Consider the following 16,126-nt stretch of genomic DNA (forward strand, 5'->3'; position numbering starts at 1 on the left):
GATGATCCTTTCAATCTATCTTTGCAGGGCAAGTATGTTCTGGCTCGTGAGCGTGCGGCAGCAATGTATGCCGAGCGAGGTCGGGCGTTTCTTAAAGAGAAGCAATCCGACCGTGCACTGGAAGAATTTAAGCGGGCTCTCGCCATCGAGCCCTCAAATGAGGAACACCAGGCAGGTTTCCAGGAGACTATTCGTTTGAAAGAATCCCGGTCTTCATATCGGGAGGCGGAACGGCTGGCTCAACTTGGACGAATTGATGAGGCGATGAGTGGTTTTGCGCGGGCGGTGGAGCTGGATCCGACTTACAAAGATGCGCTGGAGAGCATTACTCGGCTTACCGAAGAGCAACAAGAGCTCGCAAGAGAAGAAAGCTCAAGGCAGCCTGTGACACTAAAATTCAAAAACGCCGGTATTAAAGAGGTCTTGGAGGGTGTGGCAAAGGTTGGTGGCTTTACGCTGGTTTTCGACAAAGATGTTCGGAACGATCCGATTTCTATTTCGATTCAGGACACCCCCTTTGAGGAAGCACTGCAACTGATTCTCAATAGTAATAGTTTATTTTCTCGTCAAATATCTCCGGTGGTCTTGACTGTCCGTCCTGACACCAAGCAGAAGCAAGAGCAGTATCGGGATTTGATGATCCGAACCTTTTATCTTTCGAACGCCAAATCCAAAGATATGTTGTCGCTCCTGAAAAGCATGCTTGATTCCAAGCACATGCATGCCAATGAGCAGTTGAACACAATCGTGATCCGTGATCAGCCTGAAAAAATACAAATAGCTGAAAAAATCATCCTGGCCAACGATCGCCAGGAGGCAGAAGTGCTCTTTGACGTCGAAGTGCTGGAGGTCGATCGGACCGTCAGTCAGACCTATGGACTAACATATCCGAAACAGGTGGCCTACGCTATGGTACCCCCGGGGCCTGCTGGCATTATTGCAGGCACTGTTGCTCAACAGTTCACCTTGCGGCAGTTAACCAACTTAGGGCCTGATAATTATATCTTCAAGCTCCCGACAAATGTCCAGCTAGACTTCTTCAAACAGATTACGGATGCGAAGACGCTGGCCTCGCCGAAGATCCGCGTTGTGAACAATAAGAAAGCGGAGATCAACATCGGTGACAAACAGCCGATCCTCTTGTCCACGACAAACGTTCTGCCAGGTCAAGCCGCGACAGGTGCAGTGCCGACGACATCGACGGTGACATCGATTGAGTTTCGGGATACCGGCGTTAAACTGACGGTAGAGCCTTCTATCAGGCTGGGGAGCGAGCTTGGATTGAAAATGAAGATCGAAGTGATTCGGTTGGGTGAGCAAGTCACACTTCAGGCTTCTCCGCCCATCACGCAGTTCAAATTCGGCAATCGGTCTGCTGAAACGATGCTGAGCATTAAGGATGGGGAAACCATTATCCTTGGCGGGCTTTTGCAAGAGGAAGATCGGAAGACCAAAGTGACGATCCCGTGGCTCGGCGACCTTCCTTTGATCGGGAATCTCATCAGCTCGTTCAAAACCGACCGAGTCACCACGGAAGTGATTTTGACCATCACTCCACACATTGTACAGAACATGACTCCTCCGACACTGAGCACGCAAGCTTTCTGGTCAGGTACAGAATTCACCTATGCAACCGGGCCGATGTATTCGATCCCTCCGCGAAAGACATCCACGTTGTTGGGCAGGGGGTACGGAAAGCATACTGGCACAGGCAGCAGCGTGGCGAAACGTATCGGAGAAACAAACTCAGGTCGTTCCTTGGCTCAACTGGCTGTCCCCGAACCACTGCTGGCCATTCGCCCAGATGAGTCGGCCGTTCAAACCGGTCGAGAAATCAAGTTGTCGATCGTGGATGGGCGGATTGGTACATCGGATCGTAACATATTCAAGTTCGAATATGATCCGAAAGTCCTTCAGTTCAAAAGGCTCAGTGAGGCGGAATTTGTCAACTCCTCGGACCTTCCTCCTGGAGATCAGGGAGAGGCTAGGGGAAGTATCGCCTTCCGGCTGGTTAGTCCGAACCTCCATGCTCCGCGGTCCGCAAGCATTATCTTTGTCGCAAAGGCACCCGGTGTGTCGCCCGTTCGCGTGGAACTGACTCATTCTGATATAGGAGCACAGGCACCACCTGGAGTTGTCGGGACAGGGGTGGTGAGAGTGCGATGAGGGAAGATGGGCTGACACTCATTGAGATTCTCGTCACCATGGCCATCATGGTGATTTTGGCTTCAGTCGCTATGCCTCTGAGTAAGGTGTCGACAAAGCGAGCCCACGAGATTGAGTTGCGCCAACAGCTGCGGACGATTCGCGGCGCAATCGATCTGTTTAAGATGGAATGGAATCGTGAAGGAGACGTCTTACTTGGAGCGGTCTGTATGAAGAATAGGTTGGTGTGTAAGGAAATCACCGGGCCGTACGGCTATCCCAAGTCCATCGATGCCCTGTTAGGGGTAAAACTAACGGGAGAAGAGGCGACGGTTCGAGGGACTACGGTAAGGCGTTATTTGCGGGTGATGCCAATCGACCCATTGACAGGCAAATCAAATTGGGTTTTGCGTTGTTATAAGGATCACCCAAAGCCGTCTAGCTGGTGCGGAGAAGATGTCTACGATGTGATGACGCAAAGCGAGGAGTTTGCGCTCGATGGTACCAAGTACCAGGATTGGTAAAGTAGGTGGATGGAACGCGAGGGGTTTCACACTGATTGAACTCATGATCGTCGTGTCCATTGTCGGTATTTTGGCCACGATTGCCGTTCCATCGTATCAGTCATCATTGATCAAAGCAAGGGAGACAGTGTTGCGGCAAGACCTTTTCATGCTGCGCGAGTTGTTGGACCATCACCGTGCGGATAAAGGGAAATACCCTCCGTCCGTAGATGGTCTGGTAACTGCAGGATATCTGCGGATCCTTCCCAAAGACCCCTTTACGAATTCGTCGAGCTCATGGCAGCAGATCACTGAACCGACAGAGGGTGGTATCTTTGATGTGTATTCCGGGTCGGACCTTGTTGGGACAAACGGGACCCCATATAACCAATGGTGACAGCGCGTGAGATCGGCTCGGTTCTGCTCTGGACATAAAGTGTTTCGAGTGATGGGGGAATGGAGAAGTACGCCTATCGTAATCATTCTGCTCGGAATGTCGGCTTGTAGTCCGCTCGAACCGATCATAGAACCTGAGATGTCGGATCTCCAATTCACGTTAGATATTCTGAAGACATCATTGCGAGACGCCCAGCGAACGATTGCCGAATTGCGGACAGGGGTTGACGCACGGCGCCAGGAATTGGCTGATGTGCAGATCGCTCGGGCTCAGCTTGAAGGGCGTATTCGGGAGGCGGAGCGTCGGCTGACTGAAGCTCACCATGTGATTGATCTCCAACGGGAAGAGTTGGCCAGCTCGCGTTCCGAACGGGAGCAGGTGAGGCGGACCCAAGCCGCACTGCAGAACCAACTGAAGCCAGGTCAAAAAAAACAGGTATCGAAAGCAGGGAAACAGGTGAAGGGAAATGTGTCTTCCGCAGGAATGGCTCCTCCAAACGATAGACAACTTGAGTTTGGGGCTTTCGGATCTCAGGAGGATGCCCTATTGGTTGCTTTGGAGGAGGATCCCCCGGTTGTCTCCGGACATGAGATCCAGGTATCGGGGGCATCTTCGGGCGATGAAGCACCGGTGGCTTCTCAGTCGGCAACTGTGCCTTCCCGCTTAAAGGTGTTGGTCAAGTTTGGGGACACGTTGTGGAGTATCGCACGCCGATATCACACTTCCGTCAAATTCCTCATGGTTCGCAACGCGCTTCCTAGTGACCGCATTCAAGTCGGTCAGATCCTTTTTCTTGAGCCCTCTACCGAAGAGCCCGAGCACGAACGAATGTAGTGGAGCACGCTGGGCTAAGCGTTAAGTCGCGAAGGTCTACATCTATGACAGTATTTGCGTATCGAGTCGCGCGGCCTGATGGGTCGACAATCCATGGGCATGTAGAAGGAGAAAATGAATCGCTGGTCCGGGCCAAACTAGAGTCCCAAGGATTGCTGGTTTTTGATCTTCACCGCCGAGGAATCGCCTCGGTCAAAATGGAGATGTCGTGGTCCTGGGGAAAGCTTCCGTTGGAGCAGTTCTTGGTCTTCAATCAAGAATTGCTGGCTCTGGTCAAGTCTGGGCTACCTATTTTGCGCATCTGGGATCTCCTGATAGAACGGGCCGGCCATCCTGGATTTCAGCGGACACTACGTGACGTACGGGAAGATATCCGAGGCGGAGCCTCGGCCTCGGACGCATTAGCTAAACATCCCGTATATTTCCCGGAACTTTATGTCGCCACGGTAAAGGCAGGAGAGCAATCAGGCAATCTTCCAGAGGTCCTACAGCGGGATGTTGTGTATGTGAAGCTGATGGTCGGGCTTCATCAGAAGGTAAAGAAGGCGATCTCCTACCCTATTGTTCTCATCGGTATCGGCCTGGCCGTAGTGGGCTTTCTATTGACCTATGTTATGCCGACTTTCGTATCGGTCTATGGAGAGTCATCGAAGGCTTTGCCATGGGCGACTCAGGTCTTGCTCGATATAGTCACGCACGCAGAGTCGCGGATACTGCCCGCAGTAGTCATCTCGATCGGCATTATGCTCGGTATACATGCTTACTATGCCACTCCGTCTGGAAAGTTGGCAATTGATCGCTTTGTGCTGAAACTCCCACTCGTGGGGCAAATTGTAGTCAAACACAATACCGTTCAGCTGATTCGGACACTCGGAACTATTCTTGCTGGAGGAACCCCGCTTGTTGACGCCTTGGAAGGCGCACGAGGAGCCGTTTCAAACCGATGGATTTCACAAGAGATGATGAAAGTCGTCAATGAGATTTGTGAAGGGGTGACACTGGCAGATGCGTTGGATCGTTCCAAAGTGCTCCCGAGACTTGCGATTGAAATGTTATCGGTAGGGGAGGAAACGGGTTCGCTTGATACGATGTTGCGAGACGTCGCGGAGTTTTATGAGGCTGATCTAGATGCCAGACTTACGCAGCTCACCACGTGGATCGAGCCGGTTCTGCTGCTCGTCATGGGAGTGTTGGTCGGCGGAATCGTCATTGTGATGTACCTGCCGGTATTTCAAATGGCCGGGACGGTCGGCGACTAGATTAGGAGAGAAGTAGAATTCAGGAATAACGAGGATACAATGATGATAGAGGTTGTGTATGTCACGTAGCCTTACAAAGTCGTGCCTTGCCGAGGTTTTGATCGACCAAGGAATGCTCACGCAGCGCACGGTCGAGGATGTCCTAAGACGATTGAAGGGAGTAGCGGCCGCCTTAGGGCAAACCTTGATCAGTGACGGACTCCTCACGGAGGATCAATTGGCCAATGCCCTGGCTGTTCAATACGGTCTTCCCTATGATCCGTTGACGGATTTTCAGATCGATCCACGATACTACGAGACCATCTCAATCAAGTTAATGCAGCGATTTCCTTTCGTGCCGGTCGCTGAGCGTTGCGGAGTATTGACGATTGCTGTTGCCGATCCACAAAACCTGCTTGGGCTTGACGAACTGGAACTCCTAATCGGAAAGCCGCTGGATCGAGTCGTCAGTTCCAAGAGCGCAATTCTGGCAGCGCTGGAGCGCAGTGAAGGATCGAGTCAAGCGCTCCGTGAGCTAGAAGCGGAGTATCGGTCGATCTTGGTGAAAGAAGACGATCGAGGAAAAGAAATTCCAATTCTCGATCATTCGGGGGAAGAGCAGAGTCCGGCGGTGAAGCTACTGGACTCTATCCTACTGAGTGCGATGCAACGCCGCGCAAGTGATATCCACATCGAAGCCGCAGATCGCGGGACCAAGGTCAAACTTCGCGTCGATGGTATTTTGATTCCCGCCATAGAGCCGCTGGATATGCGATTGCATGCTCCTTTAGTGTCTCGTTTGAAGGTCATGTCAGAGCTTGATATTGCCGAGTGCCGAGTGCCTCAGGATGGAAGCTTCCGCATGAGGCTGGATCGAAAGACGGTGGATTTTCGTGTCTCCATCTTACCCAGTGTCTTTGGCGAGTCGGTCGTGATTCGCATATTGGACCGGGAGTCGATAGCGACCGGAGTGTCGGCCTTGAAGCTCGAACGACTCGGGTTCAATCCGGAAGATCTGAAACGATTCCGGAAAGCGATCATTCGCCCTTACGGCATGGTATTGGTGACAGGGCCAACAGGAAGCGGGAAGACGACAACGCTGTACGCCGCGATCTCGGAGATGAACACGCTTGAGGACAAGTTGATTACGATTGAAGATCCCGTTGAATACCAACTTTCGGGAGTGGTGCAGATTTCGGTCAATGAAAAGAAAGGAGTCACGTTTGCTCGCGGCCTTCGATCCATACTTCGTCATGATCCAGACAAAATTATGGTCGGTGAAATTCGAGATGCCGAGACGGCGCAGATCGCCATTCAATCGGCTCTGACCGGCCATCTTTTGTTGACGACGGTGCATGCGAACAATGTGTTCGACGTCATCGGGCGGTTCGCGTCGATGGGGATCGATGCCTATAATTTTCTGGCCGCTCTCAACTGCGTGTTGGCCCAGCGGCTCATTCGAATCCTGTGTCCGTCATGTCGGACTCCCGTCAAAGTGCAGCAGGTTCTCATCGAAGAATCAGGTTTGGACTATGAGCAGTACAAAGATACGACGTTCTACGAAGGAAAAGGGTGTCCACAATGCCACGGTACAGGGTATCGAGGCAGAAAATGTATCACGGAATTCCTCAATTTGACGGATGAAATCAAAGAGATGATCCTTGCGGATAGGCCGCTTTCAGAAATACGGTATCGAGCTGTGACCGATGGAATGATCACGCTGCGGCAGTCGGCGCTGAAAAAAGTGTTGAATGGGGAAACGTCGCTGCGAGAGATTAATCGTGTGACGTTCAGTGAGGAAGGTTAATACGATGTGGGAATGGGTCAGCAGCCGGCCACAGCGTTGCTTGAAGTTCGGAAGCGACTCGATCGGGTGGGCCGAAACCGAGCGAAATTGGCGTGGACGGCGTCAACATAGGTGCGTCATGTCCCCGCTTTGCGACGGCATGGTCAAACCCTCTCCGATTGAAGAGAATGTACACGACCCCACAGCATTGGCGGATCGCATTCGTGCCCTGACGGGTTCGGGCTCGGCTCACCAAGCTATCGGAGGAGCCATCCTCCCTGATCTTCCTCGACAGATCGGAGTGTTGCTGCCTGACACGGCGGTCAGAACGACAGTCCTGCACCTGGAGCAGCTCCCTGTCAGGCGCGAAGAACGCGATGCGCTGATTCGCTGGCGACTTGGCCAAGAGCAACTGTTCCCGCTCAGCGGGGCGAAGGTGTTGTTCCAGGTACTTCACGATCGATCAGGAGGAAAAAGCCCAGCCCATACTGTGCTGACGGTGGCGGCCCAGGAATCGGTGCTGAAGCAGTATGAGTCGCTATGTGAATCTGTGGGGTTGATTCCGCAAGAAGTGGGGATCACGAGCCTACGGATCTTTGATTTATGGAGAAGAACTTCGAGTGGATCTCATTGGCGAAGCCGAGAATGTCTGTGGGTCAACTTATCGGATCGAGCACTGACGACCATGATTTGGCAGCAAGGGCGTTTGCTGTTCTACCGATGCAAGCTTCTGGGGGTCGAGTCGGCTGAAGCGCTTATGCAGACCGACATGCTGAACAAGATTCTTGAGGAATGCTGCGCATCGTTGGAGATCTGTCAACAGCAGCATCCTTCATCCGTCGTCAAGGAAGCTGTTATTTGCGCAGACGGGAACATGGCGGCATTTCAAGAATTGATCGAGGCAGAGCTTCGGCTGTCCGTCGAACAACTAGGCTGGGAATCGGTCGAAGCCCTTGGTCGGATGGCCAAAGGGAACCATCGAGGGATGACATCGTTGGCTGCGATGGCTGGGGTGCTTTAGCGTGGCGATCAAGAGTTCCATCCTCGCAAGGTTTTTCGAACTCAAGTCCGGTCCATTGCTGATCGGCACCGATGATCAGTTCCAGATAAACCTGAGCCGCCGCTATCGGCCGGTGATCGTTCCGCTACGATTGTTCTTGATCAGCAGTTGCATCCTGCTTGTGATAGGGATTTGTTGGAACCTCACGCAAGCGATCCTTGCACATCAAGAATCGTTAACCATTCAAGCAGAACTCGATCGAGTACGACAACAGGACCTAGACATAATTGCAGAGGCTCGGCAGGAAGGCATTGATTTGTCCGAAGAGGCGCTGAAGAGACTGCCCTTCGAGGTCGAGTTGGCCAATCAGCTGCTTGAGAAAAGAACTTTTTCGTGGACAAAGTTTCTAACCGAATTAGAACAGGCAATCCCCTCACATCTAGCGCTCAGCAGTGTTCGCCTTGATCAAGCCGGCACCATGGTTCGCCTCACGGGAACTGCTACGAGCCTCGAAGACATCACTACCTTCACCGTCGGACTGCAGGATCACGCGACCTTCAAAGACCCAATCTTGGCGCAACATCGTGCTGTGCCAAACGGGTTGGTGGAATTCGACGTCACATTGCAATACCGGTACGAAGGAACTTGAATAATGAAAGATCGCCTGCTCTTCCTCTGGCAGCATCCCTTTGCGCCGTTGCTTCCTTGGGTGGGAGTCACTCTGGGTCTTCTTTTTATGCTGTTTCTCATCCAGAATCTCGGTGTGGCAGGTGCTCAAGCGAGCCGAGAGCGTTTGGAAAAAGAATGGACTGCGGCCAGACAGGCATTGATGTACCATCGAGAAGCAAGAAAATCGAAAAATGATTTGAGCCGAGTATGGGCAGTGCTCCCCGCCGAGCGTGACTTTACTCCGTTAGCGCTAGGAATTTCAGATGAAGCGAAACGTGTTCGAGTCACCTTGCCGGCATTGACCTATAAGACTGAGCCCACTGTCATCGCGAATACAAGCAAAGGTCTGGTAGAGGGGCAGATGACCGGGCGATACGAAGATCTCCGCCGATTTATCTATGGTCTTGAGACAGCGGAAGAATTGTTATTTATCGAGGATCTTGAGCTGGCTCGGCCCGGAGGCGCGCAGGACGCACTGTTGACATTCAATATTAAGATCGCGACATACCTTCGCGACCATACTGGGGAGTCGAATTTGCCGAGACCAGCGCAGTAGTCATGGATGCGAAAAAGAAAACGATTCTTGCTGCCTCGCTTATCTTTCTGTGGACAGGGTTGGCTGTGTGGCAATGGCGGCTGTTGCAGGAGCCTGTTCGAGTTCCGCTCGCGAATGTCACTGGCCACACGTCCGTGAAGCGACATGCAGCGACGGAGAGAACAAACTTGCGCGTAAATCTTAATTTGCTTGCATCCACAGGTCTTCAACGCCAGACGACCTTTACAGTGCCTCGAAACATTTTTGCCGCTCCCCGTCCAGATGGGACGTTCACAGCCGGGAATGCCCTAACCTCGGTGAACCAACCTTCGACTTTAGCCGAGACCTTGATGCAACAAAAGGATGTTTTGGAATTAGAGCAGTATCGGTACCTCGGATTTCTTCGTATGGGCGAGGGACGCCGGAACAATAAGGATATTGCGGTACTCAAAAAAGACGATGAGGTGCTGGCACTCAAGGTCGGTGATCGTGTCAACGACCGTCTTATCCTTAAGGCGATCAATCCTGAAAGCGTGACCCTCCGAGACACCGGTATCCATATCGATCAGACGGTGCCGTTGTCGGAAGAATCGCCGGTAGAACCATCGGGCCAGGAATGATGGGTAATGTGGCGACTCCTGCGAGGCTGATCCGGCAAGAAATAGGGTTTTCGTACCTCATGGTGATGATTGCCATCACTCTTATGGGACTTGTCACGACTATGGCCGCCCGGCAGTGGAAGACAATGGTGCAACGGGAACTCGAAGCAGATTTGCTGGCCAAGGGGATAGAAATTCAAACGGCTCTGGCCCTCTATTCGGCTAGTGCAAAGGCTGGAAGGGCTGTACCTGGTGAGGTGTACCCACAAACGCTCGTCGAACTCACGAGGCCACCTAAGCCCTTTCTCAGGAAGGTTTACCTCGATCCGGTTGGGCGTGGTGAGTGGGAATTGCTGAGAGCGCCCGCCGGAGGCATCATGGGAGTTCGAAGCAAGAGTAAACACAAACCGATCAAGCAGAGTAATTTCCCGCTTGCGACGCGTCATTTTGAGGGAAAGCCGACCCACTACGATTGGGTATTCCAATATCCGAATCCCTCAATGACAGCACTGACTGCACCCGTGATGTTGACACGTCCAATTCTTGGCCAATATAGCGCCTCAAACCTGCAGGCTATTCCAGGAGCGCCGGATACTCCGAGCAAACCGGCTGCTTCGGAAGAAGTGAATTCTCTCGGTGATATGAATGACCCGATTGACTCCCTTCTGCCTGAAAATGCCACACCGCCATTAGAACCTTTAGAACCTTCTGAAATTCTTGACCCTCCAATGAACGTTTCACCCTAGTTTCCATTTCTTTTCAAGAGAAGGATTCTTCGTATACTCCTCGAGCGTCCCTCCTCTCCAGTTAAGATCTCTCAAAAGAAAGCGTTCCCTTCTGGCTTGCAACAGAATGTGATAGACTCATCGCCGATAGCTGAAAGGAGTTCTGGATATGCGCATTTTGATCACAGGTGGAGCTGGGTTTCTGGGAAGTCATCTCGCCGAATCTCTTCTCACGGAGGGACATCAAGTCATTTGTATGGATAACCTCAGTACGGGGAAAGTGGAAAACGTTGCCCATTTGATGGGAAGCGAATCATTTACGTTCATTAAGTACAATGTATGTGATTATGTTCATGTGGAGGGGGACCTCGATGCTGTGATGCATTTCGCATCTCCTGCTAGTCCGCAAGATTATCTCGACATGCCTATTGCCACATTGAAGGTCGGGGGATTGGGAACGCATAAGGCCTTGGGACTTGCCAAGGCGAAAGGGGCCAGATTTCTACTTGCAAGTACCTCGGAAGTGTACGGAGATCCGCTCGTCAATCCGCAGCCCGAATCCTATTGGGGGAATGTCAATCCTATCAGTCCACGCGGCGTCTACGATGAAGCAAAACGATTCGCCGAAGCCATGACCATGGCCTATCACCGCTATCACGGGCTGGATACTCGGATTGTCCGTATCTTTAATACCTTCGGTCCACGGATGAGACCCAATGATGGGCGGGTGGTGTCTAATTTCATCGTTCAGGCCCTTCAGGGAAAATCTCTCACCGTATATGGCGACGGGATGCAGACGCGGAGTTTCTGTTATGTGGACGATCTAGTCCGAGGCATTATTGCATTGTTACTAGTGGACTCTGACAAGACGGTGGACGAGCGGACCGACCGAAAATCGTTTTTCACCAAACAAACCGGCAATCGGGCAAAAAGCATCCATGATCCGGTCAATATCGGTAATCCGAGGGAGTTGACGGTGCTGGAAATCGCCCAAGTGATTCTGAAGTTGACTCAATCAGCGAGTGAAATTACTCATCATCCGTTACCCGCCGATGACCCTAAGGTTCGGAGACCGGATATTACACTCGCGAAGATGTTGCTCAAGTGGGAGCCGAGGGTTGAGCTGGAAGATGCTTTGGTAAAGACCGTCCGATACTTTCAAAAAGCATTGGCCTAAGCAATGTCTACTCACCGTCACCGACGAGCCCCCGACCACTTGAGTCTTGAGAAGAGACCCTTGACCCACTTCTTACCCACACGGTATTGTCAACACTAGTTCCTAGTTGCTGAATCGATCGGTGCGAAGCGTGGAAGCTCTAGACAAGCCTGGTTCAGATCAGAAGATCGACGAGTCCAAGCCGTTGCCTATTTTGGATTATGTTTTGACGCTGGTGTCAAAAGCCAAGCAGGCATCGAGGAGATTGGCGTCTCTGTCGACGGCGAGCAAGAATCAGGCACTCCTTGCCATGGCGGAGGCACTCGAGGCGAAGTCGGACGAACTCCTCGCGGCAAATGAGCAAGATTTGAAGGCGTTTGGAATGACATCGGCAAAGAAGGCGATGGCAGATCGTCTTCGATTGACCGAGAAGCGGGTCGGGGAGATGGCCGCGGGCATTCGTGAAGTGGCGAAGTTGCCCGATCCTGTAGGAATGATGTCCGCCATGTGGACGAGGCCCAACGGGATGAAGGTTGGGCGAGTACGTGTGCCTATTGGAGTAATCGGGATCATTTACGAGTCGCGTCCCAATGTGACTGCGGATTCGACCGCTCTCAGTCTGAAATCAGGCAACGTATGTGTGTTGCGAGGTGGCAGCGAGGCAATTCATTCCAATACGACGATTGCCGCTATCCTAGCCGAGGCATCGGAGAAAGCCGGGATTCCTCAGGGTGCGATTACGTTCGTCGATCGCGCAGATCGTGAGGTGGTGCCGGTGTTACTCAAGCAAGATAAGTTCATTGATTTGATCATTCCACGCGGCGGGGAATCGTTGATGAAACTCATTGCTGAACACTCGACCATTCCGGTCGTGAAGCATGATGCAGGCGTGTGCCATATCTATGTCGATGCCGACGCGGATTCGGCGATGGCGGAGGCCATTTGCATCAACGCCAAAGCGCAGCGGCCGTCTACTTGCAACGCAATGGAAACTCTGCTGGTCCACCAGTCGGTCGCGCGGACTCTGTTGCCCAAGCTTGCCCGGAGTCTTACCGCGGCCAACGTCGAGATTCGTGGCTGTCCAAAGACCTGTCAATTGATTCCTGAGGCCAAGCCGGCAAGCGAGCAGGATTATGGCAGAGAGTTCCTCGACCTGATTCTGGCCGTGAAAATCGTGAAGAATGTGGATGAAGCGATGGAGCACATCGCACAGTACGGATCGCAGCACACGGAAGCGATCATCACATCGGATTACGGACGCGCTATGCGGTTTCTCAAAGAAGTCGATGCCAGCGCCGTTCTTGTGAATGCCTCCACCCGGCTTAATGACGGGTATCAGTTTGGTTTGGGAGCCGAAATAGGTATCAGCACCTCGCGCATTCATGCACGAGGCCCAATGGGGTTGGACGAGTTAACCTGCTCAAAATTTATTGTCTTTGGAAGCGGCCAGCTCCGCGGGTGAATGCCTCGGACCCCATTGCTTTTGCCCTTAACACTCCCGGCCATCTCCGGTTTCCTTCCACACGTACACTCGCTGAGTCCTTCGACACGATAGGTGGACGCGTTGAAACCTTTCCAAACGGGCATCTCGTTTTTTATCGGCCTGACGGACGACGCTTTCTTGAGACCGACTCGGTAGGTCATCCTTTGCATGAGTGCGAATGGGAATCGACCGGTGCTGAAACTGTCTTTCTGAGGCGAGCGCGAGTCCGGCTGGATTGGGGGCGTTGGGTCGGAATTAAGCCCGGTGGGCTGGTGAATGAAATCAGACTGAATCTAACCTCGAGGCCAAATTGGCGACTAATTACTCCGGATGATCTTCGTGCCATGGCCGCCGGGGCGTTACGAGTGCCAATTGAGGAGGTGAGGTGGTTTTATCGCGATGAGGATCTTTCGATTGATCCCAATGGGATGGCTACGATTCGACAGCGAAAAGACGCATTGTATGTTTTGGATAGTGGGGAATTTGAAACGATGCGCTTCATGGCCTGCATGGGAGCCATGCATTGGGACCAGATTGATTTTCTCCCGGTGGTCGAACTGTTTAAATCATTGTTGCCTGGGACGGGTTCTGCCGTGTTCGAGCTGATTCGCGGACTATATGATGATCAGAACAAGGGAGGCGTTGTCCCGAAGACCTTACGGTATCGTGGGATCCCTACGTACCCCTCCGAGGCGGCATTTCGATTGTTCGGGGCATTTTTCGCGCCTCAGCCGCTCGATGGTGAGGACCCATTAACAGCTTTCATAAATCCATCAAAATCTCATCTGGTTGGCTGGTTGCCGGCCAGGTATCCCCCCGTTCGGTATTTCGACGAGAGCCAAGGGCTGTGTCTAACCATGAAAAATGGGGTTGCTCAAAAAGCCACGCTTGTGGATGATCCGGCCGGTCTTTCATACGTTAGTTCCATCGGGCGCCATGTGCTCCCGCTGGATCGCAGCCTCCGTGTCGAAGGAAATCGGTTAACTTTAAGAGATCGTGAAACAGAATTAACCTTACCATTGAATCCTGACCTCCAGGTAAGGTCATCATTGCCCGAAGTATGCCCGGTCAGTCCGGTCGATTGGCGCACGGTATTCGCGCAGGGAATTCCGGGGATTTCCCCTGCCGAAGCCTTCGAGGCGGTGCCCTTGTTTCCAGAAGACGACAGGGAGATCAGCGAACTCGCTGCTCAATCCTTCGTTGCGGACTATCTCGACGATCTCGGCGAGCAGGATCGTGAGGTCGGAAGGCTACGATCTCGGGCTGAGCATGTGCTCATCGCCAACGGAGATGCCATCATTTCCACTTGTATTCTCTTTGACCGGCCACGTGACTATACCGTAAATGTCCGCGATTTTGCCTACGCTCAGCGCCAGGCTCAGCAGCTCTGGATTCAATGCGCCGAGGTACAGCGATGGGATTGGTTGCAGCGAATCCGAATGGTCGCTGATACATATGAAGACTCCCCGGATAATTGCGGACCCTATGACCTGATTTATCAGTGGCTGCCGTATGATACGTTTGATTCTTCGGCGACCATGAGAACGATTGTCACGAGATTGAGTCAAATGTTACGGCAGGGTGGTAATGCCTTTGTCATCGGCCCGGTTCAACTTGGGGAACTGCTGACCCAGCAGTCGCGATTGCTGGTGCATTGGGACCAATCAGTTGCATCTCTCCCGACATTTCTTATGCACAAGACGATCTTGCCGAAGGCCAGAGTCAAACCAAGTCTTACGTTGTTCCGTGTTGGACGATTGTAAGGCCTGCGCGCAGGACTCGGATTGTGCCCGCCGCCTTTCTTCTGTGCAGGAACTGGCTTGCGTCTTGAAATTCCTATAGAATTCGCTGGCGGCTATTGCTGTTGCCTGTAAATCATGTCGTATAGACAAGGGCTTGATCAGTTGGGCTAGTTTATCAATTGGGAGGAGGAAGATTATGCCAAGCGTGCTGGACCGAGTGATCGAGAAAGAATTAAGAAGAGAATTGAAGGATGCATTGATTAGGTTTGAACAACAACTGCGACAGGCTGGCGTCGCCGAAGAGAATGTTAAGAACCGGATACGCGGAGCGAAGCAGTTCGTGGCTTTCCTATACGGCCGGTACCTGGGATAGTTTCACGTGAAGAATGGTCGTCGGTTAGGGGACGAAAGTGCCATTGCCGGATTCTACGCTTCACAAATCAAGTTGAGCGCTTCTTCCATTCACATAGCCCGTGCATCACTGTCGTACAGTGCGGAGTAGGGATCTAGAAGTATAAAGCATAACGGTACGATAATGATGCACTGAAGTGCGTTGCCCAGAATGGAATGCGAGGTTGGCTCACTTAGTGATCCGATGAGGTGCTGATGTCACCATCAATGCCGCTCAATTTCAATGTCATTGCTGATCAATTCTGATGCAATCTGTATCGGTACATTGCTCCTTATCAACAAAGCTTCGGATTCCAACGGTCTTCTCGCTGCGGAAAGAAGTGGATCCGTCGGATGCTACGTTCTAATGCAGAGTGAGATCGAGTCCATTGATTCTAGCAGCAGCACACCGTTGATGGTGATACGCTTTTGATCCGGACTGTTTCATAACACGGAATAGAGATTTTAACCGATACAGCTCACGCAAGGTCCTAATCAATCTCCTGTCGATTCACAGCAGAGTGGGCCCACACATATTGTAGTCCTCGAACGATGAAGAACCCCGCAATGGTTGGGAGCCAGATCCATGTCACCTCGCTGGCGAGCACATGAAAGGCATCCTCGCTAAAGAATGAGCTGATGCCGATCGGAGACACGGCAACCGGTCGAGCCGCGAAAAAATATCGGCTTGTATCGAATGGCGAGAAGAAGGCCACACCGAGCCCGCCGTCGGTCAGTGCATCGAGCACACCATGGGATGCGGTGCAGAGAAAAAGATACACAAATATTCCCACCTGCGTTGCCTTTGCTTTCAGCTTATACCACATGGTCACGAGAGCAGCGCTCAACAGAGCAGCAAACAAAAGGGAATGCGTCATCCCGCGATGACCCCACAAGTCGCCGTATTGGATGCCGAAGTAAAAG

16 protein-coding genes are annotated in these 16,126 nt (G+C 52.3%); 15 read left to right on the forward strand and 1 reads right to left on the reverse strand.

Annotation, left to right across the window (positions count from 1 at the left end; translation table 11 throughout):
- The 15 genes from ACOSYY_RS13045 to ACOSYY_RS13115 form a co-directional block, all read left to right on the forward strand.
- A partial coding sequence (locus ACOSYY_RS13045) for a secretin GspD/PilQ domain-containing protein (protein ID WP_421662911.1) occupies positions 1-2,166 on the forward strand: 2,166 nt, incomplete at its 5' end.
- Positions 2,163-2,669 (forward strand): type II secretion system protein, encoded by a 507-nt coding sequence (locus ACOSYY_RS13050; protein ID WP_421662913.1) that lies wholly within the window; start codon positions 2,163-2,165, stop codon positions 2,667-2,669. The genes ACOSYY_RS13045 and ACOSYY_RS13050, both read left to right, overlap by 4 nt.
- A complete protein-coding gene (locus tag ACOSYY_RS13055; protein WP_421662914.1) occupies positions 2,644-3,045 on the forward strand; it encodes a prepilin-type N-terminal cleavage/methylation domain-containing protein in 402 nt (133 codons plus the stop codon). The genes ACOSYY_RS13050 and ACOSYY_RS13055 overlap by 26 nt, the downstream gene beginning before the upstream one ends.
- Positions 3,046-3,183: 138 nt before the next feature.
- Positions 3,184-3,879 (forward strand): LysM peptidoglycan-binding domain-containing protein, encoded by a 696-nt coding sequence (locus ACOSYY_RS13060; RefSeq protein WP_421662915.1) that lies wholly within the window; start codon positions 3,184-3,186, stop codon positions 3,877-3,879.
- A 44-nt stretch (positions 3,880-3,923) separates the two neighbouring features.
- Positions 3,924-5,138: a type II secretion system F family protein gene (locus tag ACOSYY_RS13065; protein WP_421662917.1), complete on the forward strand. Its 1,215-nt coding sequence runs from the start codon at positions 3,924-3,926 to the stop codon at positions 5,136-5,138.
- 58 nt (positions 5,139-5,196) lie between these two features.
- Positions 5,197-6,924 (forward strand): GspE/PulE family protein, encoded by a 1,728-nt coding sequence (locus ACOSYY_RS13070; protein ID WP_421662918.1) that lies wholly within the window; start codon positions 5,197-5,199, stop codon positions 6,922-6,924.
- A 118-nt stretch (positions 6,925-7,042) separates the two neighbouring features.
- Positions 7,043-7,924: a type IV pilus biogenesis protein PilM gene (locus ACOSYY_RS13075; RefSeq protein ID WP_421662919.1), complete on the forward strand. Its 882-nt coding sequence runs from the start codon at positions 7,043-7,045 to the stop codon at positions 7,922-7,924.
- Position 7,925: 1 nt separating this feature from the next.
- Entirely contained in the window at positions 7,926-8,552 is a 627-nt protein-coding gene (locus ACOSYY_RS13080) for a PilN domain-containing protein (RefSeq protein WP_421662921.1), read from the forward strand.
- Between the two features lie 3 nt (positions 8,553-8,555).
- Positions 8,556-9,128, forward strand: a complete 573-nt coding sequence (locus tag ACOSYY_RS13085) for a type 4a pilus biogenesis protein PilO (RefSeq protein ID WP_421662923.1) — start codon at positions 8,556-8,558, stop codon at positions 9,126-9,128.
- A gap of 2 nt (positions 9,129-9,130) precedes the next feature.
- Positions 9,131-9,727: a hypothetical protein gene (locus tag ACOSYY_RS13090; RefSeq protein WP_421662924.1), complete on the forward strand. Its 597-nt coding sequence runs from the start codon at positions 9,131-9,133 to the stop codon at positions 9,725-9,727.
- Positions 9,728-9,735: 8 nt separating this feature from the next.
- Entirely contained in the window at positions 9,736-10,452 is a 717-nt protein-coding gene (locus tag ACOSYY_RS13095; protein WP_421662925.1) for a hypothetical protein, read from the forward strand.
- A gap of 148 nt (positions 10,453-10,600) precedes the next feature.
- Positions 10,601-11,608, forward strand: coding sequence for a UDP-glucuronic acid decarboxylase family protein (locus ACOSYY_RS13100; protein ID WP_421662926.1), 1,008 nt, complete (start codon positions 10,601-10,603; stop codon positions 11,606-11,608).
- 184 nt (positions 11,609-11,792) lie between these two features.
- Complete coding sequence (locus ACOSYY_RS13105; protein ID WP_526023321.1) at positions 11,793-13,049, forward strand: glutamate-5-semialdehyde dehydrogenase; 1,257 nt, start codon at positions 11,793-11,795, stop codon at positions 13,047-13,049.
- A gap of 365 nt (positions 13,050-13,414) precedes the next feature.
- Positions 13,415-14,833 (forward strand): hypothetical protein, encoded by a 1,419-nt coding sequence (locus ACOSYY_RS13110; RefSeq protein WP_421662929.1) that lies wholly within the window; start codon positions 13,415-13,417, stop codon positions 14,831-14,833.
- Between the two features lie 175 nt (positions 14,834-15,008).
- The gene (locus tag ACOSYY_RS13115) at positions 15,009-15,185 is read left to right on the forward strand and encodes a hypothetical protein (protein ID WP_421662931.1); all 177 of its coding nucleotides are present in this window, start codon (positions 15,009-15,011) and stop codon (positions 15,183-15,185) included.
- Between the two features lie 508 nt (positions 15,186-15,693).
- Here ACOSYY_RS13115 and ACOSYY_RS13120 read toward each other — a convergent pair.
- A partial coding sequence (locus ACOSYY_RS13120; protein WP_421662932.1) for a metal-dependent hydrolase occupies positions 15,694-16,126 on the reverse strand: 433 nt, incomplete at its 5' end.

Source organism: Nitrospira sp. BLG_2, assembly GCF_049222245.1.